The 24,454-nt window shown below is 64.1% G+C and carries 24 protein-coding genes and 1 tRNA gene; 11 read left to right on the forward strand and 14 right to left on the reverse strand.

The annotated features are described in order from the left end of the window. Nucleotides 1-38: 38 nt before the first annotated feature. Nucleotides 39-1,136 carry a VIT1/CCC1 transporter family protein gene (locus tag ACYVF5_RS02210; RefSeq protein ID WP_460942848.1) on the reverse strand — a complete coding sequence of 366 codons (1,098 nt, stop codon included), beginning with the start codon at nt 1,134-1,136 and terminating at the stop codon, nt 39-41. A gap of 341 nt (nt 1,137-1,477) precedes the next feature. After that, nucleotides 1,478-1,927, reverse strand: coding sequence for a MarR family winged helix-turn-helix transcriptional regulator (locus tag ACYVF5_RS02215; RefSeq protein ID WP_460942850.1), 450 nt, complete (start codon nt 1,925-1,927; stop codon nt 1,478-1,480). Between the two features lie 39 nt (nt 1,928-1,966). Here ACYVF5_RS02215 and ACYVF5_RS02220 point away from each other — a divergent pair, with 39 nt between their 5' ends. From ACYVF5_RS02220 to ACYVF5_RS02230, 3 genes are all read left to right on the forward strand, one after another. Beyond that, nucleotides 1,967-2,266, forward strand: coding sequence for a hypothetical protein (locus ACYVF5_RS02220; protein ID WP_460942852.1), 300 nt, complete (start codon nt 1,967-1,969; stop codon nt 2,264-2,266). Between the two features lie 95 nt (nt 2,267-2,361). Then, the gene (locus ACYVF5_RS02225; protein ID WP_460942854.1) at nt 2,362-2,793 is read left to right on the forward strand and encodes an MmcQ/YjbR family DNA-binding protein; all 432 of its coding nucleotides are present in this window, start codon (nt 2,362-2,364) and stop codon (nt 2,791-2,793) included. A 74-nt stretch (nt 2,794-2,867) separates the two neighbouring features. Beyond that, nucleotides 2,868-3,443, forward strand: a complete 576-nt coding sequence (locus ACYVF5_RS02230) for an ATP-dependent Clp protease proteolytic subunit (protein ID WP_460942856.1) — start codon at nt 2,868-2,870, stop codon at nt 3,441-3,443. A 24-nt stretch (nt 3,444-3,467) separates the two neighbouring features. Here ACYVF5_RS02230 and ACYVF5_RS02235 read toward each other — a convergent pair whose 3' ends face one another. The 5 genes from ACYVF5_RS02235 to ACYVF5_RS02255 form a co-directional block, all read right to left on the reverse strand. Then, nucleotides 3,468-3,788 (reverse strand): helix-turn-helix domain-containing protein, encoded by a 321-nt coding sequence (locus tag ACYVF5_RS02235; protein WP_460942858.1) that lies wholly within the window; start codon nt 3,786-3,788, stop codon nt 3,468-3,470. A 255-nt stretch (nt 3,789-4,043) separates the two neighbouring features. After that, the gene (mgrA, locus tag ACYVF5_RS02240; protein ID WP_460942860.1) at nt 4,044-5,111 is read right to left on the reverse strand and encodes an L-glyceraldehyde 3-phosphate reductase; all 1,068 of its coding nucleotides are present in this window, start codon (nt 5,109-5,111) and stop codon (nt 4,044-4,046) included. A gap of 116 nt (nt 5,112-5,227) precedes the next feature. Continuing rightward, entirely contained in the window at nt 5,228-6,457 is a 1,230-nt protein-coding gene (locus ACYVF5_RS02245) for an acyl-CoA dehydrogenase family protein (RefSeq protein WP_460942862.1), read from the reverse strand. Nucleotides 6,458-6,641: 184 nt separating this feature from the next. Then, entirely contained in the window at nt 6,642-7,865 is a 1,224-nt protein-coding gene (locus tag ACYVF5_RS02250) for an acyl-CoA dehydrogenase family protein (RefSeq protein ID WP_460942864.1), read from the reverse strand. Next, a complete protein-coding gene (locus ACYVF5_RS02255; protein ID WP_460942866.1) occupies nt 7,862-9,391 on the reverse strand; it encodes an LLM class flavin-dependent oxidoreductase in 1,530 nt (509 codons plus the stop codon). The genes ACYVF5_RS02250 and ACYVF5_RS02255 overlap by 4 nt, the downstream gene beginning before the upstream one ends. 357 nt (nt 9,392-9,748) lie before the next feature. Between ACYVF5_RS02255 and ACYVF5_RS02260 the strand changes: the two genes are divergently transcribed. The 4 genes from ACYVF5_RS02260 (at nt 9,749) to ACYVF5_RS02275 (ending at nt 13,320) form a co-directional block, all read left to right on the forward strand. Continuing rightward, the gene (locus ACYVF5_RS02260; protein ID WP_460942868.1) at nt 9,749-11,077 is read left to right on the forward strand and encodes an ABC transporter substrate-binding protein; all 1,329 of its coding nucleotides are present in this window, start codon (nt 9,749-9,751) and stop codon (nt 11,075-11,077) included. An 83-nt stretch (nt 11,078-11,160) separates the two neighbouring features. Continuing rightward, nucleotides 11,161-12,150, forward strand: a complete 990-nt coding sequence (locus ACYVF5_RS02265; RefSeq protein ID WP_460942870.1) for a carbohydrate ABC transporter permease — start codon at nt 11,161-11,163, stop codon at nt 12,148-12,150. After that, nucleotides 12,147-13,133 carry a carbohydrate ABC transporter permease gene (locus ACYVF5_RS02270; RefSeq protein ID WP_460942872.1) on the forward strand — a complete coding sequence of 329 codons (987 nt, stop codon included), beginning with the start codon at nt 12,147-12,149 and terminating at the stop codon, nt 13,131-13,133. Before ACYVF5_RS02265 ends, ACYVF5_RS02270 begins: the two co-directional genes overlap by 4 nt. 114 nt (nt 13,134-13,247) lie before the next feature. Continuing rightward, nucleotides 13,248-13,320, forward strand: a tRNA-Arg gene (locus ACYVF5_RS02275). A gap of 185 nt (nt 13,321-13,505) precedes the next feature. Here the strand turns inward: ACYVF5_RS02275 and ACYVF5_RS02280 are convergent. From ACYVF5_RS02280 to ACYVF5_RS02305, 6 genes are read right to left on the reverse strand one after another with little or no spacing between them, the layout of a single operon-like run. After that, nucleotides 13,506-13,766, reverse strand: a complete 261-nt coding sequence (locus tag ACYVF5_RS02280; protein ID WP_460942874.1) for a hypothetical protein — start codon at nt 13,764-13,766, stop codon at nt 13,506-13,508. After that, nucleotides 13,766-14,911, reverse strand: coding sequence for a tyrosine-type recombinase/integrase (locus ACYVF5_RS02285; RefSeq protein WP_460942876.1), 1,146 nt, complete (start codon nt 14,909-14,911; stop codon nt 13,766-13,768). The genes ACYVF5_RS02280 and ACYVF5_RS02285 overlap by 1 nt, the downstream gene beginning before the upstream one ends. Continuing rightward, on the reverse strand, nt 14,908-15,093 hold the full coding sequence (locus ACYVF5_RS02290) for a helix-turn-helix domain-containing protein (RefSeq protein WP_460942878.1): 186 nt from the start codon (nt 15,091-15,093) through the stop codon (nt 14,908-14,910). Before ACYVF5_RS02290 ends, ACYVF5_RS02285 begins: the two co-directional genes overlap by 4 nt. A gap of 5 nt (nt 15,094-15,098) precedes the next feature. Next, nucleotides 15,099-16,544 (reverse strand): replication initiator, encoded by a 1,446-nt coding sequence (locus ACYVF5_RS02295; protein ID WP_460942879.1) that lies wholly within the window; start codon nt 16,542-16,544, stop codon nt 15,099-15,101. Continuing rightward, on the reverse strand, nt 16,544-16,939 hold the full coding sequence (locus tag ACYVF5_RS02300) for a hypothetical protein (RefSeq protein ID WP_460942881.1): 396 nt from the start codon (nt 16,937-16,939) through the stop codon (nt 16,544-16,546). The genes ACYVF5_RS02295 and ACYVF5_RS02300 overlap by 1 nt, the downstream gene beginning before the upstream one ends. Next, nucleotides 16,936-18,339 carry an FtsK/SpoIIIE domain-containing protein gene (locus ACYVF5_RS02305; RefSeq protein ID WP_460942883.1) on the reverse strand — a complete coding sequence of 468 codons (1,404 nt, stop codon included), beginning with the start codon at nt 18,337-18,339 and terminating at the stop codon, nt 16,936-16,938. The genes ACYVF5_RS02300 and ACYVF5_RS02305 overlap by 4 nt, the downstream gene beginning before the upstream one ends. 603 nt (nt 18,340-18,942) lie before the next feature. Between ACYVF5_RS02305 and ACYVF5_RS02310 the strand changes: the two genes are divergently transcribed. The 4 genes from ACYVF5_RS02310 to ACYVF5_RS02325 all read left to right on the forward strand — a co-directional run bounded on the left by ACYVF5_RS02310 (nt 18,943) and on the right by ACYVF5_RS02325 (nt 23,424). Then, the gene (locus ACYVF5_RS02310; RefSeq protein WP_460942885.1) at nt 18,943-19,560 is read left to right on the forward strand and encodes a hypothetical protein; all 618 of its coding nucleotides are present in this window, start codon (nt 18,943-18,945) and stop codon (nt 19,558-19,560) included. 352 nt (nt 19,561-19,912) lie between these two features. Further along, nucleotides 19,913-21,202: a hypothetical protein gene (locus tag ACYVF5_RS02315; RefSeq protein ID WP_460942887.1), complete on the forward strand. Its 1,290-nt coding sequence runs from the start codon at nt 19,913-19,915 to the stop codon at nt 21,200-21,202. 85 nt (nt 21,203-21,287) lie between these two features. After that, nucleotides 21,288-22,292, forward strand: a complete 1,005-nt coding sequence (locus tag ACYVF5_RS02320; RefSeq protein ID WP_460942889.1) for a DUF262 domain-containing protein — start codon at nt 21,288-21,290, stop codon at nt 22,290-22,292. Nucleotides 22,293-22,965: 673 nt separating this feature from the next. Continuing rightward, a complete protein-coding gene (locus ACYVF5_RS02325; RefSeq protein ID WP_460942891.1) occupies nt 22,966-23,424 on the forward strand; it encodes a DUF1643 domain-containing protein in 459 nt (152 codons plus the stop codon). Between the two features lie 215 nt (nt 23,425-23,639). Here ACYVF5_RS02325 and ACYVF5_RS02330 read toward each other — a convergent pair whose 3' ends face one another. Further along, nucleotides 23,640-24,266, reverse strand: a complete 627-nt coding sequence (locus ACYVF5_RS02330; protein ID WP_460942893.1) for a hypothetical protein — start codon at nt 24,264-24,266, stop codon at nt 23,640-23,642. Nucleotides 24,267-24,454 lie beyond the last annotated feature (188 nt).

Raw genomic sequence — 24,454 nt, forward strand, 5'->3', positions numbered from 1 at the left:
TGTAGCGCGTGAAAGCGGGGGGTGCGGGGCGACTACCGCTACGCCACCGTCGTGCCGAACAGCAACCCGAGCAGGAATGTCACCGCCGCCGCACCGTAGCCGATGGCGAGCTGACGCAGTGCGCGTTTCAGGGGCGATGCCCCAGACAGCACGCCGACGATGGCTCCGGTGGCGAGCAGGGCGACCCCGACGAGCGCGGCGCCGAGCAGTGCGGCCTCGGCGCCGCCCATGCCGAACAGGTAGGGGATGACGGCGACGACGGCTCCAGACGCGAAGAACAAGAAACTCGAGATCGCCGCGTGCCCGGCAGACCCGACGGCTTCGTGCTCGTCCCGCTGCGTGCGCATCGAAGCCGTGGAGACCCCCACGTGCACACAGTCCTTGCCGTGAAGGATCTCGTCGGCGTGCTCGACGGCATCCGTCGGGCTCATGCCGCGCGCACGATAGAGCAGGGCAAGCTCGTTGGCGTTGACATCGAGGTCGGGCAGCACCTGCCGGGTGCTCGGGTTCGGTGTCGTCGAGTGCAGGAGCTCCCGCTGTGAGCGCACAGACACGAACTCGCCCGCCGCCATCGACAGCGCACCGGCGAGCAGGCCCGCGATGCCAGACGCGAGCACGATGGGTGTGGCCACCCCGGTGGCCGCCATGCCGACGACGAGCGCGAGATTCGACACGAGCCCGTCGTTCGCGCCGAACACCGCCGCCCGGAAGGTGCCAGAGAGCCGATTGCGCCCTCGTGCGGCCAGGCCGCGCACCACTTCTTCGTGGATCCTCTCGTCTGCCGCCATGGCATCCGTCGCGTCGTCGTCGTCTGCGTAGGGGGAGCGTGACTCGGTGCGCTGCATCAGCGCGAGCACGAACACCGAACCGAAGTGCCTGGCGAGAAATCCGATCAGCCGTGTGCGCAGTGCCACTCGCGTCGGACGTGCCGCATCGGAGCCGAGAAGGTCGAGCCAGTGCTGCTCGTGTCGGCGCTCGGCCTCGACGAGTCCGAGCAGAATCTCGCGCTCCTCGCCCTCACGCTTGTCTGCGAGGTGCTGGTACACGGCGGCCTCGGCGCGTTCATCTGCCAGGTATTGCCGCCAGCGGCGAATGTCGGATGCTCGCTGCTTGCTGTTCGAAGATGGTTCGGTCACGCGTGCTCCCTGTCGCGGTGGCCGAGAAATCTGGGGTGCCTCGGCCACGGTGTGTGGCCGAAGGTCTCGCTCGCCCTGTCGGGTGGGCTGCCGGGCGCCCGTACGGTGGGCACCAGTATGTCGACAGTCCCGCTTCGCCTGCCGGTGCGGGCGGTGGGAGCTACTCCCCTTCGATTTGGTCAGTCTAGCGTGAGCCGCGCGGAAGCCGCGATGGTGAACATCGCCCTTTTGCTGTGTTCCCGCACCCTTGCTTGTTCTCGTCCGCAGGCCCACAACCCCTACACTCGCCGAATGGGCGCCGGGGCGCCGGGCTGAATGGGCGCCGGGCGCGGGGCTGAGCGTCAGCCGCGTGAGGCCGCGTCGATCACCGCGTGCAGCTGTTCGCGCAGCACCTCGAGCTCGTGCGTCGACATGCCGAGCTCAGAGACGATGCGCGGCGGGATGCCCTCGGCCTGTGTCCGCAGGGCCGCTCCCTCTTCTGTCAGGGTGACGTCGAGCATCCGCTCGTCGGTGCTGCTGCGCTGACGGACGATGTGCCCCGCGGCCTCGAGCCGCTTGAGCAGGGGCGAGAGCGTCGCGGGTTCGAGCTGGAGTGTTTCACCGATGTTCTTGACCGAGCGCGGGCTCTGCTCCCAGAGCGCGAGCATCACCAGGTACTGCGGATGCGTGAGCCCGAGAGGCTCGAGAACCGGACGATAGAGCGAGAGCACACTGCGCGAGGCCACAGCGAGCGCGAAGCAGACCTGGTTCTCGAGTGCGAGCAGATTCTCGGGGTCGGCGGGCTGAGTCACACTGTCGAGTATAGTCAGTTGGCCTATACACTAATAGTTATGGCACGAAGCAAACGCACGAGACTGACGATCGCAGAAGCGGGCGGGTTCACCAACTGGCTCAATGCAACGCTTCGGCCCTATCTCGGGGCGCCGCCGCTCGGCCCCTATAACGAGCCGCCGCTTCCGCCGGCCTCTGGTGCCGCATGCCCATTGTGCGGTTCGCCCATGTCTGAGCACACCATCGATCGTTCCGGTGTGCGCACCCAGGTGCACTGCCCCGACCCCGCCCTCGTCCCGGCACCCGACCCTGAGCGTGAGCGTCCAGAAACGCAGTCGAACCTCGCCGATCTCGGCTGAGGTCTGCTTTTTGACACCCGCCGCCGTGTAGCCGGAGGCGGCGGGGCGAGGGCGGTGCGAGGGCCGTGCGGCGGTGACAGGGAGGGCGGGTGCGGATGTCTGACGGGAGCCGTATGCTCTCAGCCATGGAGCATCCGGAACTCTTCGACGCAGATGACCCGATCGTGCAGAGGGTGAGAGAGGTGTGCGCGCCCTACCCCGAGGTCACCGAGGTCCAGGCGTGGGGCAGACCCACGTTTCGGGCGGGCAAGAAGATCTTCGCCGTTGTCGGATCGTCGATGGATCGCCCGCATACGATCGTGTTCAAACCCGAACCAGAAGAACGCCCGGCGCTTCTCGAAGACGCGCGCTTCTTCTCGCCGCCCTACTTCGGCCCCGGCGGCTGGCTGGCGATCGAGGTCGAACTCGATGACACCGACTGGGGTCTCGTCGCCGAACTCATCGATGCGTCATACCGCCAGGTCGCCCTCAAGCGGCAGGTCGCCGCACTCGATGCGCACCCCGTGATTCCCCGGGGCGATGACTAGCCCGTCTGCCCTCGGCAGATCTTCCCACGGCAGAATCGCCCGACAGCGTCGTGCGCGGAGCGCAGGATGGGGCCATGACGACAGAGACACCCACCCCAGACGCCATGATCTTCAAGCGCCTTCTCGAGGAGCGCATCGTCTTTCTTGGCTCGGAGGTCACCGATGAATCGGCCAATCAGGTCTGCGCGCAGCTGTTGATCCTCAACTCGATCGAGCCTGCGAAAGACATCTATCTCTACATCAACTCGCCGGGCGGATCGATCACGGCCGGGTTCGCGATCTACGACACCATGAACTTCGTCCAAGCAGACGTCACCACGGTCGCCCTCGGTTTCGCCGCGTCGATGGGGCAGTTCCTTCTTTCATCTGGCGCGAAAGGCAAACGATATGCGTTGCCGAACTCGAGTGTGGTGATGCATCAGCCGCACGGCGGGTTCGGTGGAACGGCCGCCGACATCCAGACACAGGCGAAGCAGATCCTGCGCTTCAAGAAGCGGATGGCCGAGCTGACGAGCGAACAGACCGGCAAGCCGATCGATCAGATCGTCGAAGACGGCGACCGCGATCGCTGGTTCACCGCGCCGGAGGCACTCGAATACGGATTCGTCGACAGGATCATCGGGAGCACGTCGGCTCTGTCGACACCCTGACGCCCGATCCCGTGATGTCGAGATTCAGGCGGCGAGGCCGAGCGGCGAGACAATGCCGGCGGACGATCTCGCGAGCAGGGAGGGGGCGTCGACCGGGTGCAGGGTCGCAGGCTCGGCAGCGCGTGAATACTCATCGCCGACCTCGCGAAGCAGCTGCTCCTCGGTGAGGTCGAGCACCCGGCAGAGGGCGGCGAGGATCTCGCTCGACGCCTCTTTGCGGCCGCGTTCGATCTCGGAGAGATAGGGGAGCGAGATGCGTGACTCCTCGGCGAGCTGGCGGAGCGTCTTGCCCCGTTGCAGCCGCAGTCGGCGAAGCACCGATCCGATCGCGTGACGCAGAAGCATGGCGCCAGTTTAGATCGGCCGGCCTGCTGCCGGGCAGACGTGTCTGTGACTTTCTGCTCTCAGCAGAACCTTTGCCCTCCGGCACGGGTCAACCCGTCGATGTGTGCATCGCTCGACCGGCTTCAGATCACCCTGTGCCGGACCAGCGCACATCGAGGTTCAGTCGTTGACGTCGCTGATGAATGATGAGAACCCGGGGATCGTGAACTCGGGCTGGCCACGCCCGTGAGCCTGGACAGCGTTCCACGGGGAGTCCTACAGCTCGCTCGACTTCGCCCAGAGGTTCACGCCGGCATCCCCGGCGTGCTCGTCGATCGCCGCGAGCTCTTCGTCGCTGAACGACAGGTTGTCGAGGGCTGCGAGGTTCTCGTCGAGCTGTTCGATGCGTGACACGCCGATCAGGGCGGATGTCGCGGCTCCGTCACGCAGGACCCACGCGATGGCCATCTGGGCGAGAGACTGCCCACGTGCCGAGGCGATGTCGTTGAGCGCGTGCAGCCGGCGCAGGTTGTCTTCAGACACGAAGCTGCTGTCGAACGACGGCCGAGCCGTCGCGTGCGACGCCGCCGGGTCGTTCAGGAACCTGCTCGTCAACAGCCCCTGCGCGAGAGGTGTGAACGCGATCGACCCCATGCCGGTTTCGGCGAGGGTGTCGAGCAGCTCCGTCTCGACCCACCTGTTGACGAGCGAATACGCCGGCTGGTGGATGACCAGCGGAGTGCCGAGTGACCGGGCGACCTCGACGGCTTCGCGAGTGCGCTCGGCCGAGTACGACGAGATGCCGGCATACAGGGCCTTGCCCTGACGCACGGCGGTGTCGAGAGCCCCGATCGTCTCGGCGATCGGGGTGTCGGGGTCGACCCGGTGCGAGTAGAAGATGTCGACGTAGTCCGTCGAGAGGCGCCGCAGCGACTCGTCGAGGCTGGTCAACAGGTACTTGCGTGAGCCGAGGTCTCCGTGCGGGCCAGGCCACATGTCCCATCCGGCCTTGCTCGACACGATGAGCTCGCTGCGGTACGGCTTGAAGTCCGTGCGCAGCATCCGCCCGAAGTTCTCTTCTGCGGACCCGTACGGGGGGCCGTAGTTGTTCGCGAGGTCGAAGTGGTTGATGCCGTTGTCGAAAGCGTGGCGCAGGATCGCTCGCTGGCCGTCGAAGGGCCGGTTGTCACCGAAGTTGTACCAGAGCCCGAGCGAGATCGGCGGGAGCAGCAGTCCGCTGGCGCCCACACGGCGGTACCCGAGGTGTGTGTAGCGGTCCGCCGCTGCCAGGTACGGCGCGTGTGTCTCTGGCACGGATGCGGTGTAGCGCACTTCTTCGGTCACGTGGATGTCTCCTCTGCGAACTGGGCTCGGTTGTTCCGCATGGGTGGGCGGCTTCGCCCTGCCGACTTTACGCGGAGGCCGGTGGCTCGTCCAACAGCCGGCGGTTGTCGGATTGATCAGCCGGTGCGATGGATGCCGATCGTCCAGATGAAGGGTGGCGCCGTCTCGTTGACCGCCCAGTCGCCCACCACACGTGACTTGAACAGCCAGGGATTGTGCGACGAGACGGTGCGGGCGTTGCGCCAGTGACGGTCGAGAGCTCTGCTGCGACTCACCGCAGAGGCGCCGAGCGTGTCGAACAGGCGCGTCGCCGCCTGAGGCACCAGCTGCGACAGCACGATCTGACCCTGCGCAGAGCCGATCTCGGCCGAGACGTTCGCCGCGACATCCGCTGTGGAACCCAGATCAGACGCCGTCTCTGAGGCGCGTTGCACGAGCTCGGCGACATGCTGCACAGTGGCATCGGCGACGAAGGCGGCAGACGAGATCTCACCGACGACCGCGAGGATCTGCGGGTCGTTCCGCGTCAGCGGGGCATTGCCGTGACTGTAGACGCGCTGCCGGGTGCGGATGCTCTCGCTGACGTCTGCCTCGACGGCCGACGCGATGCCGGCAAGAACCGTGAGCAGCACCAGCTGGTAGAGCGCCGTCTGGTAGCGGAACCGGTCGCCGAACGGGCGCACCTCGGTGTGCTCGACGACGGCGTCGGAGAAGACGACGGTGCCGGTTCCCGTGAGCTGCTGGCCGAAGCCGTCCCAGTCGTCGGTGATCGTCACACCGGGCTGATCTGCGCGCACGAGAACCGTCACCTCGGTGTTGTCATCGCTGTTGTGCGCGGTGACGTCGATCCAGTCCGCATAGATGCTGCCCGTTGTGTAGTACTTGCTGCCGTTCAGCGCCCAGCCGTCGCCCGAGCGGCTCACGGTGGTCTGTGACGTTCCGAGGGCGCCGGTGCCGACCTCGCTCCACGCGTTGCCCACGATCTCGCCCCCGACGAATCGCCGCAGCCACGCGTCGCGCTCGGCGGACGCGGGAGCGACGAGCTGGTCTTCGACGAACGCGATATGTCCGCGAAAGATCTGCGGCAGATTCGAGTCGGCCGCCGCGAGCTCTGTCAGCACCCGGGCGAGTTCAGGCACGGTGAGGCCGGCGCCGCCGCGGCCGGCGGGCACACGCAGCGAGCCGAACCCGGCATCCACCAGCCAGCGCACCTGCTCGCGCGGAAGAGTGTGCGTCTGCTCGCGCAGCATGGCGTCGGCGGCGATCCGGTCGAAGATCGGGCGCAACCGGTCGAGCACGGCCTCGATCGCCGGTGCGGTGCGATTCAGGGTGGTGGTGTCAGGCATCGCGGCCCTTTCTTTGTGGTGGTGGTGCCTTCCGCGTTTTCATTCTTTCTGGACCCTTTCACCCGGCATACGGGGTGAGAATGTCCAGAAAGGGTGAACAGGTCGGCATGGGGTGCGGATGAAGGTGCGGATGCGGATGCGGATGCGGGTGCGGATGCGGAGGATGCGGCGACGGGTGCGGCGATCAGGTGTAGAGCGAGATCGGCTGGAACTCGCCGTTGAGGTAGTGCGTACCGACCTCGAGTTTCTTGTAGTCCACGGGGTCGTGCAGTGAGTGCGTGCGGATGTTGCGCCAGTGCAGGTCGAGACCGACGCTCGCCTTGGCCGAGCTCGAGCCCGTGACCTCGAAGATGCGGTTCGCGACCTCGACGCCGACCTCCGTCGACACGACCTTCGCCTGCGCGATCTCGATCTCGAGCTCTCCGCGGGTCTCGAACGTCACGGCCGACCCCAGGTCGACGACCTCGTCGAACCGGCGCCCGACCCGATCGGCGAGTGCTTCGGCGGCGGCGACGCGTGAGACGAACTCGCCGAACACCCGCTGCACGAACGGGTCGTTGCGGTAGCGATCCGCACTGCTCAGAAACCAGGCGTTCTTTCGGGCACGGGTGATGTCGCGCCCCTGTTCGAGGGCGCCCTGGGCGATGCCGAGATACAGGTTCACGAACGCCAGCTGGATGCCGGGGGTGATGAGGTTCGCAAAGGGCTCGTCGCCGAGTTCCCCCAGCACCTCGTTCGCGTCGACGCGAACCTCTGAGTAGCGCACAGAGCCGCTCGCGCTCAGCCGCTGACCCAGGGCATCCCAATCGCCGAGCGGCTCGACGCCGTCGCGGTGATCGACCACAACGAGCAGGTATCGCCCGTCGCGTCGCCCGCCGCGCACGAGAGCGCTCACGAGAATGCGGTCGCCGACCGATGCCCCCGTCGAGAAGTGCTTGGTTCCGTTCAGCCGGAACCCGTCGCCGTCGGCGACGAGCTCGAGATCCGGGTCGACCGGATTGACGGAGTCGCCCCAGACCTCCTGCCCCGCGATCGCGCGCTGGTACCAGGCGTGTTGCCGCTGACGTGGCACGGTGAAGCTGATGTTGCTCTTGTTGATGTAGCTGTACGCGAGCACCTGGGCGACAGAGGCATCCACTCTCGCGAGGGTGCGCAGCACGAGAAAGGCTGTCTGCCAGTGCGCGCCGCCGCCACCCTGCTCGAGCGGGTCGAGCAGGGTCACCAACCCGGCATCGCGCAGCAGCTGCAGTTCTCGGTGGGGGTCTTCGTTCGCCCTGTCGCGTTCGAGCACGTCGACCGCGAGTTCCCGGGCCACGCTCTCGGCGACCTGCTGCCAGTGATCGAGTTCGCGGGCGCTGGCGACGCCGGTGTAGTGCGTGCGGGGCACGGATGCGTCGGTGAGGGTCATGCGGGCACTCCCAATGAGGATTCGTCGGACGGTTCAGAAACGGACGGTTCAGAGGCGCCGGGTTCAGAAACGGCGGGTTCAGAGGCGGCGGGTTCAGAGGCGCCGGCCCCGTCGAGGCGGGACGGCAGCTGGCTGTCTGCGGCGCTCGGCAGACCGGCGAACGCGCCGCGATATCTGTGGGCTGGATGCCAGCCGGGTACCGCCGGGCTGCCGGATCCGTTGAGGCGTTCCCTGAGGGTGCCCTCGGGGTAGTCGTCCCAGACGCGGCCCCTCCGCTGAAGCTCGGGCACAACGAGGTCGACGAACTCCTCGAAGCTGCCCGGTGTGATCACATAGGCGAGGTTGAAGCCGTCGACCCCACCGACCTCGACCCATCGCTCGAGTTCATCGGCCACGGTGGAGGGGCTGCCCACGATGACCGGTCCGATCCCGCCGATGCCCGCGTAGTGGGCGATGTCGCGTGGGGTCCAGTCGCGCTCGGGATCAGCGTTCGTGAAGATCGCCAGGGCCGAGCGCGCGGCATCCGTGTCGACGTACTTGAGCGGCTCGTCCGGATCGAAGCCAGAGAGGTCGAGGCCGGACCAGCCGCCATAGAGCGCCAGGGCGCCCTCGAGGCTCACATAGTCGCGGTAGGACTCGTATTTCGCCTGCGCGAGCTCATCGGTCTCAGCGGTGATGACCGTCACGAGGGTGAGGATCTTGACCGTCTCACCCGGCCGGCCGTTCGCTTCGGCGCGGGCACGGATGTCGTCTGTGGTCTTGCGGGTGAGCTCTGGCACGATGCCGTTGATGAACACGGCCTCACCGTGTTTGGCCGCGAACTCGCGCCCCTTCGACGACGCGCCGGCCTGAAAGATGACGGGAGTGCGCTGCGGGCTCGGTTCAGAGAGATGGATGCCCGGCACGTCGAAGTGCTCACCGCGATGGGTGATCGGATGCACCTTCGTGGCATCGGTGAACACGCCGGACTCGCGGTCGCGCCTGACGGCGCCGTCCTCCCACGAGCCCTCCCACAGCTTGTAGGTCACGTCGAGGAACTCATCGGCGATCACGTAGCGCTCGTCGTGGGGGATCTGCCGGTCGAGTCCGAGGTTCTTCGCGGCGCTGTCGAGATACGAGGTCACGACATTCCACCCGATGCGGCCGTTCGTGAAGTGGTCGAGGGTCGAGAAGGTGCGTGCGAGAGCGTACGGCTGCTCATAGGTGAGCGCGACGGTCACACCGAAACCGATCCTCGAGGTCGCAGCGGCCATGGCGGGAACCTGCAGCAGGGGATTGCCGACCGGCACCTGGGCGGCATCCGTCAGCGCGGCGGCGGCAGACGCGCGATAGACGTCGTGGAGGCCGACGACATCCGCGAGGAACACGGCGTCGAACTTTCCGCGTTCGAGCGTCTGCGCGAGGTCGGTCCAGTACTCGAGCGTGTTGTACCGGTCCGCACGATTCTCGGGATGCCGCCAGAGCCCGGGAGCCTGGTGCGTGACACAGCTCATGTCGAAAGCATTGAGGATGATGCGGTCTGGCACGGTGGGTCCTGGTTTCGCTTGCGGTGGCCGGTGGTTCTCCGAAGCTACGCCGGAGCGATGCCACCGCGCCGAAATGTTGAGCCGCGTTACGTCACGTTTCGCTCTGTGACGCGACCCTTTTACACAGGGGCGACACGCGCATACCGTCGCCACATACCTCGGGCATAACGGTCCCGGTGCAGTTGCCCGGGAACACCGCCCGGGAGCCGGTGCCCGGCCGATCCCGGCAGCCGAGAACGGATGCCAGGCGAACCGTCCCGCTCCGGTCCCGCACCACAGCTCTTCCGCACCACAGTCCCAGCCCAGACCCGCACCACAGTCCCGACCACAACACCAGCACCGCACAAGGAGAAACCCATGTCGTTCAGACGACGATCCCTCGCCGCCGTGGCACTCGCCGCGACCTCAGCACTCGCCCTCAGCGCCTGTGGCGGATCGGCGCAAGCCGGATCTGCGGAAGACGGCGACTTCAGCGGGCAGGAGCTGACCGTGCTGCTCATCTCGTCGCACGAGGGGGCGTCGAAATGGCTCGCCGAGGAGTTCGAGAAAGAGACCGGCGCCACCGTCAACCCCGTGATCGTGCCATATGACGAGATCGGCGCCAAACTCAGCCTCGACCAGCAATCCGGCGCCAACACGATCGACGTCGCCGCGCCGTGGTATGTGTCCATCGGCGATCTCGCTGCAGACGGGGCGATTCAAGACCTGACGGACTGGATCGACGCCGAAGAAGAGACGCTGAAGACCGACGACTTCATCCCGTCGATCTATGACGCCTATACGAAGGTCGGTGACAGGCGCTACGGCCTGCCGTTCGATGGCGACACCCACGTGCTCTTCTACAACACAGAGATCCTGGAGCGGAACGGCTTCACCGAACCGCCGACGACCTGGGACGAGTACAACGCGCAGGCTGCCACGATCACCGCGAACGAGAGCGCGAACGGTGTGTACGGCTCGGCGATCTTCGGCCAGAAATCTCCTCTCATCCTCGGGGCGAGCTTCGCCAACCGGCTCGCCGGGTTCGGCGGCGAGTTCCTCGACGAGAACGGCGAGCCGGTGATCAACTCATCAGCGGCCGTGGCGGCAGCCCAGTCGCTCGTCGACGCCGTTCCGAACGCTCTGCCGACCCCGGCCGAGACCGCTTTCGGCGAGGGGAATGCAGCCTGGTTCAGCGGCAAGGTCGCCTTCATCGAGAACTGGACCGACCTCGGTGTCGGCTCTGAGAACGCCGAGACCGGATCCACCGTCGCCGGCAAATGGGGTGCGACCCTGCTGCCGGTCGGCGGCGACCAGACCGAGCCACGGGCATCCCTCGTCGCCGGATTCACCTGGACGATCGCCGCGAACACCGAGAAGACCGATCTCGCGAAGAAGTTCATCGAGTTCGCCTCGTCGAGCACGGTGAACGAGGCGCTGCTCACTGCGTCGCCTCCGACGGGCATCGACCCGAACCGGATCTCGTCGCTCGAGAGCGCGAGCTATGGCGAGCAGTTCCCGGTTCTGCAAGAGGTCAACCGCGCGACGCTCGAGGGAACCCTCGCCTGGCCGACGGGTGAGCACGCGACGGAACTCGCACAGATCCTCACCGACGAACTCGCGAAGCTCATTGCGGGCGAGGGTGGCACAGCGCAAGAGACCCTCGACCGCGTGCAGAAAGACTGGGAAGAGATTCTCGGATCTTGAATGCCACGCGCCATGTGTGACGCGCCACTGTATTTCGGGTAGCGCGTCACACATGGAGTAGCGGCACGAGTTGGAGTAACGACATGAGCAGCAGAGAGACGCTGGAACGGGCCGAGGTGTCTCGCGAGGCAGGGGTGACGGGCGGTCTCGGATCGCCCGTCACCGCTCGGGGGCGCCGCCGCCCACCCCGCCCGGTGCGGGCGAGGGGTGCGCGGTGGTCGCCACGCCTGTTCGTGGCGCCGAGTGCGCTCTCGCTCGTTGTGCTCGGGGTGTATCCGCTGGTGTTCATCGTGCTCACCGCGGTCAGTGAGTCGAGCCTCGGTCGGCTCTTTCAGGGGTGGGTCGGTGTCGACAACGTCGCCGCCGTGCTGAGCGATGCGGATGTCTCTGCCTCCCTCGTGCGCAACGTTCTGTATGCGCTCGCCGTGACGACGGCATCCGTGGTGTTCGGTGTCATCACCGCATACGCGCTCTTCCGCAGCACGCGCAGCGGTTCGGTCGTGCGTACCCTTCTTCTGTTGCCGCTGATCACACCGCCGGTGATCGTCGGCATCCTGTGGAAACTGATCTTCAACCCGACGGGCGGGCTGCTCAACACGGTGATCTCGTGGTTCGGCTATGCGGGTGAACCCGTGTCTGTGCTCTCTTCTCCGATCTGGGCACTTGCCGGCATCGCGGTCGCCGACGTGTGGGAGTGGACGCCGCTCGTCGCCCTGCTCGTCTTCGCGGTGCTGCTCGGACAGGACCACGAGGTCATCGAGGCCGCGGCGCTCGATGGCGCGCATGGCTGGCGGCTGTTCCGGGCGGTCACCCTGCCGGCGATCGCAGGCACGATCGCCGCAGCGTTCTTCATCCGCCTGGTTCTGGCTTTCAAGGTTTTCGACCTCGTGGTGATGATGACGTCTGGCGGACCCGGCACCTCGACGACCATGCCGTCGTATCTCATCTATCAGGCTGCCCTGCAGCAGTTCGATGTGGGGCGCGCCTCTGCGATCACCCTCGTGCTCGCGGTGGTCGTCACGGTGATCACGCTGCCCGTCGTCGCCATCACGAGAAAGTTGCAGCGCGCATGAGCTCGACACTCGATCAGAACCGGTCAGACACCGTAGCCGGTGGTCCACGGACTCCGGCCGGCGCAGCTGCGGAGGGCGACCTGACCGGAGACCGGGCGGTCGGGGCGGTGCGCACCGCGCGATCCGGGGCCGGCTACAAACGGGTTCGCGCGCGCCGCGGTTCGCATCACGGTCCACTCGCACCGTCGCGGGGAGCCAACGTCGTTGTGCTGCTCGTGCTGATCACCGTGCTCGTGCCGATCCTGTATCTGTTCGCGGTCTCGCTGATGGATCGCGCCGAGGTGACCAGCGGCATCCTCTTCACAACAGAGCCCAAGTGGGCGAACTGGTCAGAGGCGATCACCGGTTCGAACCTCGTCAGCGGTGTGGTGAACTCGTTCATCGCGGCCTTCGCCGGTGCCGCGCTCACTCTGGTGTTCGCGCTGCCCGGCGCCTGGGCGATCGTGCGATATCGCACGGGCGGCTCGACCCTCGCAGGCACGATCATGAGCCCGTGGCTGCTGCCGCCCATCGTCGCGATCGTGCCGCTGTTCGTGCTGCTGCGAACGCTCGGACTCAACAACACCCTGGTCGGTCTGGCCCTCGTCTATGCCTTCGTCAACATCCCCGTGGCCGTGTGGCTGCTCGAGGGGTTCTTGCGCAAACTTCCCGTCGAGATCGACGAGGCCGCGCAGCTCGACGGCGCCGGCGCATTCCGGATGCTGTGGAGCGTCGTCCTGCCGCTCGTCGCACCGGGGCTCGTTGCCGTCGGCATCGTTGTGGCGATCCTCGACTACAACGAGTTCGTGCTCGCGTCGTTTCTCACCCAGAGTCCAGACGCGCAGACGCTGCCCGTGGTGATCTCGCTGTTTCTGGGGGAGCGTCTGACGCATCTGGGAAAGATCGCCGCGGCATCCGTCATCGGAATCATCCCCGTGTTCGCGGCAGCCGTCTTTCTGCAGCGCTGGCTCATCGGCGGCCTCACGAGCGGCAGCGTGAAATAGGGAGCGCGTTTCGACGGACTCCTGCGAGACGCTGCCCAATTGGCGCGCCCCGTGCCGGTGATGTAGGCTCTACTACGGCCTGCGAACGAGTCATGTTTGCGAGGCCGAAGCCATGCGCCCGTAGCTCAACGGATAGAGCATCTGACTACGGATCAGAAGGTTGGGGGTTCGAATCCCTCCGGGCGCACACTGGTTGAGACAGTTCGAAACGGCTCGCGAAAGCGGGCCGTTTTCGTTTTTCTTTACGATCATCTGGGGTTTTTCCTTCTCGTGGTTGGTTGAATGGGCTTGTGATCAGTCGAGGCCCGGGCTGCTCAATGGTCACTGCGTTGGTCATGACAGCAACGGTGACAGCAACCGAGGCGACTGGCCTCAGCCACCCTCTGCGTTCTGAGCACGAAGCGCATCGTGGGCGAGGGTGTAGGTCTCTTCATCGATGAGTTCATCGTCGAAGGCCGCCGCGACCTCGTCGAACGAACCGGGTACGAAGTTGAGCAGGCTGTCGTGCAGCCCGGTTGTGCGTGTCTCACTCGGGAGGTAGTGCCACGACGTCAGTCGATAGATCAGTTCATTGCGCGAGATCTCACCGCGTGCGTAGCTCTCGGCCGACTCGTAAGGGGAGTGGCTCGGCATCAGGTCACCTTTCTCTGAAGAGCGTTGTCGATCGCGGTTGCCGCGTTTGTGAGGGCCGAGGGCATGACGTGGGCGTAGATGTCCGATGTGATCCCCATCGCGGAGTGCCCCAGGATCTCCATCACGACGCGCATTGGCACTCCCTCTGCGAGAAGGAGTGAGGCGCACGTGTGCCGGAGATCGTGGAAGCGGATGCGTCGGACGCCGGCCCTCTCGATCGCGGCGTCGAAGCTGCGGCGCAAGTTCGTCGGTTCGATGATCGTGCCGATGGACGTCGTGAAGACGAGCCCGTTTTCATTCCACCGGTCACCGGCGAGCTGCTGATCGACGAGCTGTGCTCGACGGCGAGCCATGAGGGCATCGATGGCGATCTGGGGGAGTGGGATCGTGCGCCGAGAACGGTTGGTCTTGGGCGTGCCGATCACCATTCCGTGTCCGGCGCCGAGGCGTTGGACCGTCTGGCGCACCCGCAGCTCCCGCGAGTCGAGATCGATATCGGTCCAGCGAAGGGCGAGTAGTTCCCCCTTCCTCATCCCGAGTGACAGTGCCGCGGAGTACAGATGCACGTAGGAGTCGGAGTGATTGGCCTCGAGGAATGCTGCCGCCTCATCCGGTGTCCAGGTCAATACATCGGTGCGCTCGACGCGTGGCGTGCGGACGAGAGTCGCGACGTTGCGGGCGACGAGTTGTTCTCTCATCGCTTCCGACAGCATGGTGCGAAGCACTGCGTGCGCGAGCTGCACGGTACGTGACGAGACTCCCGCCGCGGCCACCTTGGTGTGCAGCTCGCGCACGTGGGCTGGCGTCAGATTGTCGAGTCGAATTCGGCCGATGGCCGGCACGATGTGTTTCCTCATCATCCACGAGTAGTTCGAGACGGTAGACGGCTTGAGCGAGCCGTGAGCTGCGTGGGTGAGCCAGTGTGCAGCGTAGGTTTCCACGGTCCACGTGCTGATTGATGCCGGGATACCGCGATCTGTCTTCGCCTTGAGATCGGCGAGCAGCCGGGAGACTTCGGTGCGAGTTGCTCCGTACACTTGCCGTCGTCGTCTGCCACCGTCCGGTTGGAGTACGTAGGTTGCGCCACTCCAGCGACCGTCCTTCCGTTGGTAGACGGACCCCTCCCCGTTGGCACGCTTGCTCACTGCGGCACCGGAGCGTCCATCAGGGCGTTGACGTAGACCCGCAAATCCTCGACCCGGACACGACGGGAACGCCCGATCCGAACGCTCGGCAGCACCTTCAGCCGCAGCAGGTCGTAGACAGTCGACCGTCCGACGCCGAGTGCATCCGCCACTTCTTCGGGGGTCAGCATCAGCTTCTCCATTGCAATCACATCTCCTCTTTCTCGTTGGTTTTCTTCTGCTGGCGTCGGTTGTCGCTCCACTCCCGTGCATGAGCGGCGGCTTCCGCGGCGAGGGCTGCGTCTCCAACGGTCAGCCAGCCCATCCCGGCGAAGCTCCATTGACCGATGACGAGTGTGGTGTCGTCGTCGAGCTCGTCGTGTTCGCTCTGCGTCTCAACGGCGAACGAATTGACTCGCTTCGCGGAGATGCGCTTCTGCCAGAGCTGCCGGGCGGACCTCAGCTTGCCGAGTGTCGTGGAGTAGCGGCGCGACTTCGTCGCGAAGTGGCCGCGGAAGCCGAGCATGCCGACCCATTTGCCCAGCAGCTCGTAGGTATCGTCGTCGGAGCCGAGACGGGAAATCCGCGCTAGATCCTCGATGGTTTGCTTGAGCTGCGGGACGTGCGGTCTCGGGCCGTGGGCCGTTGCCGACGGGTCCACCTCTTCCGTCGCCTTTGTTGCATACTTCGCGATGTAGGCCGCGACGGCACGATCGGTCAGCTCGACGTCACTGTCGACTTCGTGGCGGACGACTACGCGCGCATCCGCCTGGCGACCGAAGCGGAGAACACGAGGGTCATCGCCGGGCCCTATCGGAGCGGCAACGACGGAAACGGAATCCGCGCTATCGATCGCCATCGTCGCGAGGTGCGCAGAGGCAATCGGCACTAATGGCGCGGGATACGGATCGCCGTCGTGAGCATCACCGTCCAGGCGGATGAGAGCGTGGAAGTGCACGAGGCCGCGCTTCTGGAATTCGGCGACCTTGGCGAACTGCACCCGCACGAGCTTTCGTGTCGCGGCCTCGGTGAGTCCGAGGGACTGCGCGATCTTGCGGCGGAGAGCGATCGTAAAGCGTCGCCACAGCTCGGGCGCGTGCCACTGCCAGACAATGTGTCCGAGGTAGTCGTAGCAGTCTCGGCACAGTGGTTCTCCGGCAACTGGAGAGTCGGCTTCGTGCACGCCCATGCACCACGTTGGACGGCCGTGTGGGCACAGCTCCTTTTTCGACCGCGGGCGGCAGCGCGCTGAGCCTGAACGGCCGGACTTCTTGGCCGAGTGAACGGCTCCGAACGATGGTGCGGTAAGCGTGAGGAACACGAGCGGGTGGCTTCCGACAGATTCGGGCACGTCCTTCGTTCCGCCCGCAGCGCCCGCCACGACGAGATGCCACATGTCGCCCTTGTACTCGTGACTGCACGAGGGGCAGCGGACAGCGCGACGGTTGCCGCAGCGCACGTAGATGACGCCGTCGGGTTGCTGCGCCGACTCGTAGGAGGACACGACTTCGCCTGAGACCGCGTCGACCACGTGTGAAGACCCGACGAGACGAACCGGGTTGGCGCAATAGCCAGTGGCGGCGGCACCCCGCATCCAGTCATCGAAGTCGTGACGTCGCACGCGGTCGGCGACGGAATCGGCGAGTGTCGGCATCAGTAGGTAGTGCTCGTCGGGACAGTGCAGACGTACGCGCCGATGATCGCGGTGAGGTTGTCGTCGATCACGCACCCTCGTTCGTCAGCGCCGGCATCCTGCTGCGCGTTGTTCCACGAGGTGACCAGCTCTGGGCTGCACGACGCGTCCGCCACGATCGCCGAATCGGGCAGGCCGGCGTAGGTGCGCGGGTCGTCGGCGACCGGCTTGTGATCGTCATCGAATTGCAGGTTGCAGTAGTCCCAGCGAGCCGTCTCGATACCGGTCGCGTAGGCCCTTTGTGCTTGGAGGTTGGACGCGGCGCCGATGGCGTAGCCGGTGGTTGCCGTTCCCGCGAGCAGAGCGGCTCCGAGCGTCAGACCGACGATCCAACGGGTACGGGTCTTGATAGTCATGCTTCTTCTCCTGTCTTGCGGCTGCGGCGAGGTCGTCGCGGGCGTGGCGAGCTGGCTTCGGGATCTGTGGGAACGTCGGCGGGCACGACGATTGCCTCTTGCCGTGGCGCGGGGTAGCGCTCCGCGGTGTAGCGGATGACGTCGTCCAACGCATAGCCGGCGCGCACCCGGAGGGGGTCGCCCCCGTTGTCGGGAACCACGTAGGCGACACCGGGGAGCGTCGGCGGGATCCGGTGGCAGAGAGCGCCCTTCTCCCTCATACCTTCACCGAGCACCATCGAGGTCTCCATCGCATCGCGGAGGCGAAGTCCGATGGTCTGCGTGAAGAGCCCCCGGACGGGCAGGGTCTCCTTGCGTGGATCCTGGAGGCACGCGAAGACGGTGAATCCAGGTGCCCGGCCTTGCGAACACAGCAGCGCAAGGGCGTTGTTCGCTCGGCGCAGCAGGTCGCGATCCGTTTGGTAGGCGGTTAGAGCGGCCAGTTCGTCGATCACCACGAGGACGTGGGGACTCTCGACCGCCGCTGTGTGCTCGCGAACGTTGCCGGCCAATTGAGCTGCACGCTCCTGCATCCGGACGACAGCTCGCTCGAGCAGGATGACCGCGGCCTCCGACTCGGTGGCGTACTGGGTGAGCAGCGCGCGCCCCATTGTCAGTTCCATGCCGCCCTTAAGATCGACGCCATAGACCTCGATCCGTCCCTCGCGGATGGCGGGGCTGAGACCAATGAGCAGGCTCCAGATGATTGATGCCTTGCCCGAACCGGACGAACCGGCCACGAGTGTGTGAGGGCCGACGCGCAAGGTCCAGGGTGCTCCCGAGGCTTGAATCCCCATCGGCACTGCGCGGAGGTCGACATCGTCGCCCGGGTCCGGAACCATAACTGGCTGGGTGAGTGGGTCGGCGAAGCGGATGACAACCTCTGCCCCGTTGGGAGCGACTTCGACGGTGACCGCAACGGCTCCGAGGGACTCGGCGATCGCCGAGGCGGATAGCGCGAGTCGGTCTCGTTCCATCCCGAGCGGTAAGCCGACGACGAGCACGAGCGAGTGACCGTGCCACCGTCCCGTGCTGATGCGTGGAACTTCCGGCGCGGCCGGAGCTAGGCGGATTGCGAGTCCGAGGCGGAGCATCAGCTCGGGCCAGACCGCGGTCACATGAACGTACTGACGCCGCTGCCACACTCGGAACCGGTGGATATCGAGGTTCGCGCCGTCTCGGTAGCGCCATATGACCGCGCCCGCGAGCAGTGCGACTGCGATCAGCCACAACACGACCTGAGCGGGTCGCCACTGGCCGAGCAGCAGGATCGCGATGACGTAGAGTGCCGCGACAACCTTGTGTCGGCGCAGCGCTTCCCGCAGAACGCTGGTGTAATTGCAAAGTTCTGCGGCGATCACGAATCACCGGCTTTCCGCGTAGGAGCGGGTCGGACTCCGCTTGCGCGCAGCGAGTATGCGACTCGGGGGCGGCCGTTGTTCTCCTTAACATAGGGAATGACGACAAGGTCGTCGAAGATCACTGGACGGAAGGGCAGACCTGGCAGTGCGGCAGGGAGCGTAGGAGGACTAGCCGAAGCGATCTTGACTGTGACCTCACCCTGCCCTTTGGGTGTGTCTGGGTCGGCGTCGAAGACCCTCACAATCCACAACGGCTTGCCCGTCTCTTTATCGTGCTGTTGTCCTGCTGGTTTACCTTCGACGAACTCGACCTGGGGGTCCGCTTCGCCGAAGGCAAGGCCCGGCCCCCTGAAGTAGCGCTCGCTGTCAATAGGCAAACCTGTTCGTGGCCATCCCATGGGTTCCTCCAACTGATTGGGTGCGTCTTAAGCACGTTTTCTGGGTACAAGGTCGATGCTCCTCGCCGACCCTTGCTTGATCTCTTGTTTGAATCGCGAGGAGCGAGAATTCTGGACGTTCGGAGACGCCAGCTGGTCCACAATCGTCCGTGATGTGTCGATAATAAACATTTGTTTATATATAGCGCAAGAATGAATAGTTGAAATGGATGCGGAGATCTTCCTCATGCGCGAGACTGGTGGCATGAGCGAGAATGACGCCAAGGAGGCGCTGGAAGGCTGGGGCCTCGTCCCTAAGCCGGTCGTGGAAGCCGTACACGCGCTAAATCGCAAAATTCTGCGCAGCGGCGGGCACCTCGACGGCCTTGTATGGCCGGAGAAGCCGAGAGACATTCAGGACCTGCTGCGGATGTCCGTCTCGGACGCACACAAGGTTGCTCGCGCTAGCACGGACCTCCGTGCCCTGCTCACTGCCTATGCGCACCGGTTTCATCAGCCGCGACCAGTGATGGCTGACCTCGCCCGGGCTCAAGACGCCTCTCCGCAGGGGATCCCGCGCCGCTATGGGCAGGCTGCTGTTGATGGTCTTGGGGCTCTTCTGTCTGACAAGCCGGACATAGACGTGATTCTGGCCGGATTCACGTCCCTCGCCCTGTCGGATTTGGCGGAGTTCGAGGGACCTATTGGGGAAATCGCGCGCTCGATGAGGGACAGCGGGACGCGGCCTCGCAGCATCGAGCGTGTCCGAGCTGACAATCATCGCGCTCGAATCAACGAGACCGCCATAACGCTCGATCCGATCAGGCAAGAGTCGAAGGACTGAATTTGTCCGATAAGCTGCGCGCTACTGACGAATGAGAGTGCTTTGAAGTCGATGCCGAGCTTGTCAGCAGTCTTCTGCAGCGAAGTCATCGGAACTGCTTGGGTCCGCTCGCGAACGGACTTCGCTATCTGGAGATCCTCAGTCATCGGCAGCAGCGACGCGTAGAGCTCAAACTGGATAAACGCGGCCTCGGGCTTGCAATCCGCCCCGAACACAATCGAGGGCGTCCTGTCGCCGGGTAGCGACGTGGGGAGGACCTATGGGTACGTTTTGCACAGAACCGTGGGGGACGTTTTGCACAGAACCGTGGGGGCTCCGGTTGGCGGCATGGAAGCCGCTAGACTCTCGTCACATGAGTGAGCGTGCGGCTATCGACTTGGACAATGTCCGGTCACCGAAGCTCAATCCGGGCGCTGGGCGTCGTTGGTACCGGTACTACGCAGGTTACGCTCCGGAGTTTGTTGACGATGTCTGCGCTCAAATACCCGGAGAGGGCGGGCTTCGGGTTCTCGACCCTTGGACTGGTTCCGGAACAACGCTAGCAGTGGCGGCTGGTCGAGGCCACGCGGTGAGCGGGCTCGATCTGAACCCAGCAATGGTCGTAATCGCCAAGGGGCGGTTGGTCGCGGACGATACGACTGCGAGCGTTGACACGCTGCGGCAAGACCTGCTCCGTCATTGGAAAGACGCGCGACTCAAGCTCGACGACCCTCTTGGACAGTGGTTTGTGCCCGAGACAGTGAGGTCGATTCGCGGTCTAGCAGATCGTATAGATGAAGTTCTCATCGACTCGAAAGTGCGCGCGCACCGCAAGGCGGATCTGATGAGTTCGTTGGCGGCATTTTTCTATGTTGCGCTCTTCGAATCGGTGTCAACGTCCCTAAAGAGTTACGGCTCCCGCAACCCGACGTGGATCAAGCGCGGGAGTGCTGGCGCTGGGACTGTGCGCCTAACTCGGGAGGAGATAACTGAGGTCTTCACGCTGGCCGTGAGGCGGCTTCTCTTCCATATTCAGTCATCTCGATCGATAACTGCGGATGAACGGGATCGAGCTCAGATCATTACGGGTGACTCGCGTTTTCTGCCGTTCGAATCTGACTCGCACGATTTGGTCGTTTCCTCCCCGCCCTATCTGACTCGCCTTGATTACGTTGTAGGGCACTTGCCTGAACTTGCCGTCCTGGGATTCTCGAGCGACGACGTTCAAGATTTGAGGAACTCGATGATTGGCACTCCCACAATGGGAGGCCGATCTAGTGAAATTCCAATCGGGAGCGTTGCGGAGGGTTTGCTCGCGCGTGTTGGCGCGCATGAATCCCGCGCAGCGCGTACGTATTACGAGCCCAACTTTCGGAAGTACTTCGAAGGGATGGCCGACTCAATGAGTGAGATTCAACGGGTTTGCCAGCCTGGAAGCGATGTCTTACTCGTTGTGCAGGACAGCAGATTCAAGGATATTCACGTCGACCTGGCGGCGGCCCTGTCAAGCTTGGCTGTCGAGCGCTCGTGGACATCCCACGGCCAGCGAGACTTCGTCAATGTCCGAAGCATGGCGCAGGTCAACAAGCGAGCTCATGAGCTTGCACGTACCACCAAGCCAATCGAATCAGTGCTCTACCTGCGCACGCCGACCAAATCATAGGAGCGGGCAACTAACGATGAGAACGCAAAGCACAACCATCACCGTCGCTGACTTCTGTAAGGGTCTGGCTCGACGGGAATACATCGTGAATCGGGACTACCAGCGCAGCGATACAGTCTGGCCATTGGTTGCGAAGTCGTTCTTAATTGAGACCATCCTGCTCGACTACCCGGTGCCCAAGATGTCTCTGCACCAAAAACTGGACATCGTTTCGAGAGATGTGCACAAGGAAATTGTTGACGGTCAACAGCGTAGCCGTGCCATCCGAGACTTCTATGAGGGGAAGCTCCGTCTCTCACGCACGACATTGGCCGCCGAATTTGCTGGGCGGACGCTCTCAGAGCTAAGTGAAGAGGCCCAGGCACAGTTCCTCAACTACGGCCTGAACTTCGACATCTTTGTTAATGCGCGAGATGAAGAAGTTCGGGAAGTGTTCCGTCGGATGAATTCTTTCACGGTGCCCTTGAACCCGGAGGAAACCCGACATGCTACGTTCCAAGGGCCATTCAAGTGGTTCGTCCACCGCATAAGTCGCGACTATGACGTCGCTTTCGAGAGCGCCGGCGTCTTCACGGAGAAGCAAATTAATAGGATGAGTGACGCCAAATTGCTAACCGAGATCCTGCACACGCTTTCCAAAGGATTTGCCACTACGACGAAGGCATCCTTGACTGCTCTGTACAGAGACAACAACACGACCTTTGAGTACGAGGAGGAACTGGACTCTACCCTTCGCTCTGGACTCGATGCCGTGCTTTTCGATGCCGAGATTCAGGGCACCGCTCTTATGAAGTCGTACAATTTCTACTCCCTTGTTCTTGCGCATATTTATGTAGCCGACCTGTGGGAGATCCCAGGGGATAACTTCAACTTTCCTGAGATCGAATCGTTCGAATCAGGTAATCGGCAAGCAAACCTTCTCATGCTCGACGCTGCGGTTTCGGACGCCGCGGAGGCGGCGGAGCACGGTGACCCGGAGGAAGAAGACTCGGAGTTTGCGGAGTTCGTAAGCGCCGCGAAAGATCGGACGAACGTCGCGTCTCAGCGGCAGCGAAGGTTTGAATTCTTTGTCTCGGCACTTCGCTCTTGAATCGTGCAGATCGTTTCGGAAGTTCGAGCGCTCTATCTAGTCGCCCGACGGAGAATCGACTACCTTCAGGGGTTAGTCCCGACCACGCTTGTGTCGCCGACACGGGATCTCGACAGGGACGTTTCGTACGTTGTCATTGAGCTTCTCAACTGCTGGGCAAACTTCAGTCGAGCATTGTATTTTTCATCCTGTCGTGGTGCTCGAGACGGAACGGGACGGAGAATCGAAACGGCGATGCCGCTTTCTTCTCTAGACGATGCGATGAACCAAGCTGTTTGGCGATTCAAGCCAAGTCTTGCGGGGACCCGCGGTCCGTGGACTCATAGACAGGAGCCTGATTGGCTCGATCCGAATACTCTCTTGATCTTGCTCGATTTGGTCGGGGCATCGAACTCCGGCGACGTTAGTGCTGCACTCAGTCTCCGGGCTCGGGCTCTCACCGATCTCCCGAGCCTCAGAAATTTCTACGCCCACCGCGCAATGAACACGGCCGAGAAAGTGCGAAAAATGGGCCTCAACTACAGTATTCCGTCCGTGCATCATCCAGTAGAGCTTTGCCTTGGATATGCCCCCGGCAGGCCGCAGTCAGTATTGGCTGACTGGGTCTCCGAGTTGCGCCTGATCACTGACCTTGCTACGTCCTGAAATTATCGAAAGTGGCGAAGGTAGGCGCGTGCTTGTCGTTCTTTCGAACCCGCCCCTCGGCACAACTGGCCAGAGAACGTTGGGTCGGGTAGCGACCGCGGGACGTCTGATCAATGCCAAGGAGATTGACATTGCGAATCTCTTTTCCATTGCAACTTATCGGACGTCTGGCGTCTCGCTTGCTGGTGCCGAGGCCGAGGGATGGGTCGCAGCGAGGTCGAGCATCGAGGAAGGCCTTGATCGCGCGACTGATGTGTTGCTCGCCTACGGAACTCAAGAGCCGTCCGGAAAAGCGCGTCATCATCATCGAGCTCAGGTTGAATGGCTGAAAGGAGAGATCATGTCAAGATCTCTGACTGTCTGGGCGGTGGGCGAGAGAACAGGCCATCCGTCCAGATGGCAGCGACTCACCTTTTCACGCTGGCCGGAACTGGACTTCATTAGTGCGCTGGCGCGGGAGCTCAAACATTATTCGCTGCGAGAATGAGTCTGCGCTGCCGCCGTGAGAATTTTCTTTACTCGTTCAAGCGCCGGGCTCCGCCCGGCGGACCCGCCTGCGGTGCGTCCGGTCCTCGCTTCGCTGCGGTCCGGGCGCTCCTCGGCAGGTCCGGGACGTGACCGGTTGAACCGTTAAACAGCGAGACCCGCCGATCCACGTATGTGGGGCGAGTCCGCTGCTTTAGCTTACGGGTGGTGCTCGAACTACCCGAGCCCCAGATCGAGCTGCGCGAGCTGGGGTGCCGGCTTCGAGCGGTTCCAGGAGTTGCCCATGAGCGACCGCTGCGCGGACGTGAAGCGCAGCTCGGGTGCACCCGGAACGATGATCTGGCCGACGAGCACCGAGAGGTCGAGATCCACCTCGGCTCCTTCGAGCAGCTTGAGGCGGCGGAAGGCGCGCCGGATATCCTCGTGCGCCTCGGCATGGCTCCACCCGTTCACCGATTGCAGAACTTCGTTGACGTCTTCGAGATCGAGCGCTCGGCCGACGTGCTGCGTGTTGTGGCACCTCTTGCAGAGCGCGATGAGGTCGGCGAGCACCTGAGTTACGACGCCGTCACAGATATCGAAGCGCCAGATCTCGTGACAGTCGGGATGCTGCACCTTGCGATGAGGCCCCAAGGACTCGCCACCGCAGATCTCGCAGAGCTTGCCCGCACGGGCGGAGATGCCTAGCCGAATCCGATCCCACTCCGACTCACGGGCGATGCCGCGCACGTTCGACCCGAATACGCTCGGAGGCAGGACGTCGGCGCGCATCCGCACATGGCCGGCGGGCGCGTCGGGCATCAGCGTGGGCAGGAACAGGTCGGTCCAGTCCTGATCGGTCATCGGGTCACCACCTCTCCGCAGACAGCAACCGTGACAGCAACGCGAGTGAATGCGTGGACGTCGGGCCGGTGCGCTTGGAACACCGAGACCGGCGTCGCCGGGAGCGGCGGACCTCCGTGGACTCCGCGATTCTTTCTACGGATCAGAAGGTTGGGGGTTCGAATCCCTCCGGGCGCACACTGGTTGAG

The organism is Okibacterium endophyticum, from assembly GCF_054780075.1.

What these genes read in the sequence shown, in the direction of transcription:
- ACYVF5_RS02220 (WP_460942852.1), top strand. Translation starts at nt 1,967, where the DNA reads ATGGCACGAAGCAAACGCACGAGACTGACGATCGCAGAAGCGGGCGGG.
- ACYVF5_RS02225 (WP_460942854.1), top strand. Translation starts at nt 2,362, where the DNA reads ATGTCTGACGGGAGCCGTATGCTCTCAGCCATGGAGCATCCGGAACTC.
- ACYVF5_RS02230 (WP_460942856.1), top strand. Translation starts at nt 2,868, where the DNA reads ATGACGACAGAGACACCCACCCCAGACGCCATGATCTTCAAGCGCCTT.
- ACYVF5_RS02235 (WP_460942858.1), bottom strand. Translation starts at nt 3,788, where the DNA reads ATGCTTCTGCGTCACGCGATCGGATCGGTGCTTCGCCGACTGCGGCTG.
- ACYVF5_RS02245 (WP_460942862.1), bottom strand. Translation starts at nt 6,457, where the DNA reads ATGCCTGACACCACCACCCTGAATCGCACCGCACCGGCGATCGAGGCC.
- ACYVF5_RS02250 (WP_460942864.1), bottom strand. Translation starts at nt 7,865, where the DNA reads ATGACCCTCACCGACGCATCCGTGCCCCGCACGCACTACACCGGCGTC.
- ACYVF5_RS02260 (WP_460942868.1), top strand. Translation starts at nt 9,749, where the DNA reads ATGTCGTTCAGACGACGATCCCTCGCCGCCGTGGCACTCGCCGCGACC.
- ACYVF5_RS02265 (WP_460942870.1), top strand. Translation starts at nt 11,161, where the DNA reads ATGAGCAGCAGAGAGACGCTGGAACGGGCCGAGGTGTCTCGCGAGGCA.
- ACYVF5_RS02270 (WP_460942872.1), top strand. Translation starts at nt 12,147, where the DNA reads ATGAGCTCGACACTCGATCAGAACCGGTCAGACACCGTAGCCGGTGGT.
- ACYVF5_RS02280 (WP_460942874.1), bottom strand. Translation starts at nt 13,766, where the DNA reads ATGCCGAGCCACTCCCCTTACGAGTCGGCCGAGAGCTACGCACGCGGT.
- ACYVF5_RS02290 (WP_460942878.1), bottom strand. Translation starts at nt 15,093, where the DNA reads ATGGAGAAGCTGATGCTGACCCCCGAAGAAGTGGCGGATGCACTCGGC.
- ACYVF5_RS02295 (WP_460942879.1), bottom strand. Translation starts at nt 16,544, where the DNA reads ATGCCGACACTCGCCGATTCCGTCGCCGACCGCGTGCGACGTCACGAC.
- ACYVF5_RS02300 (WP_460942881.1), bottom strand. Translation starts at nt 16,939, where the DNA reads ATGACTATCAAGACCCGTACCCGTTGGATCGTCGGTCTGACGCTCGGA.
- ACYVF5_RS02310 (WP_460942885.1), top strand. Translation starts at nt 18,943, where the DNA reads ATGGATGCGGAGATCTTCCTCATGCGCGAGACTGGTGGCATGAGCGAG.
- ACYVF5_RS02315 (WP_460942887.1), top strand. Translation starts at nt 19,913, where the DNA reads ATGAGTGAGCGTGCGGCTATCGACTTGGACAATGTCCGGTCACCGAAG.
- ACYVF5_RS02330 (WP_460942893.1), bottom strand. Translation starts at nt 24,266, where the DNA reads ATGACCGATCAGGACTGGACCGACCTGTTCCTGCCCACGCTGATGCCC.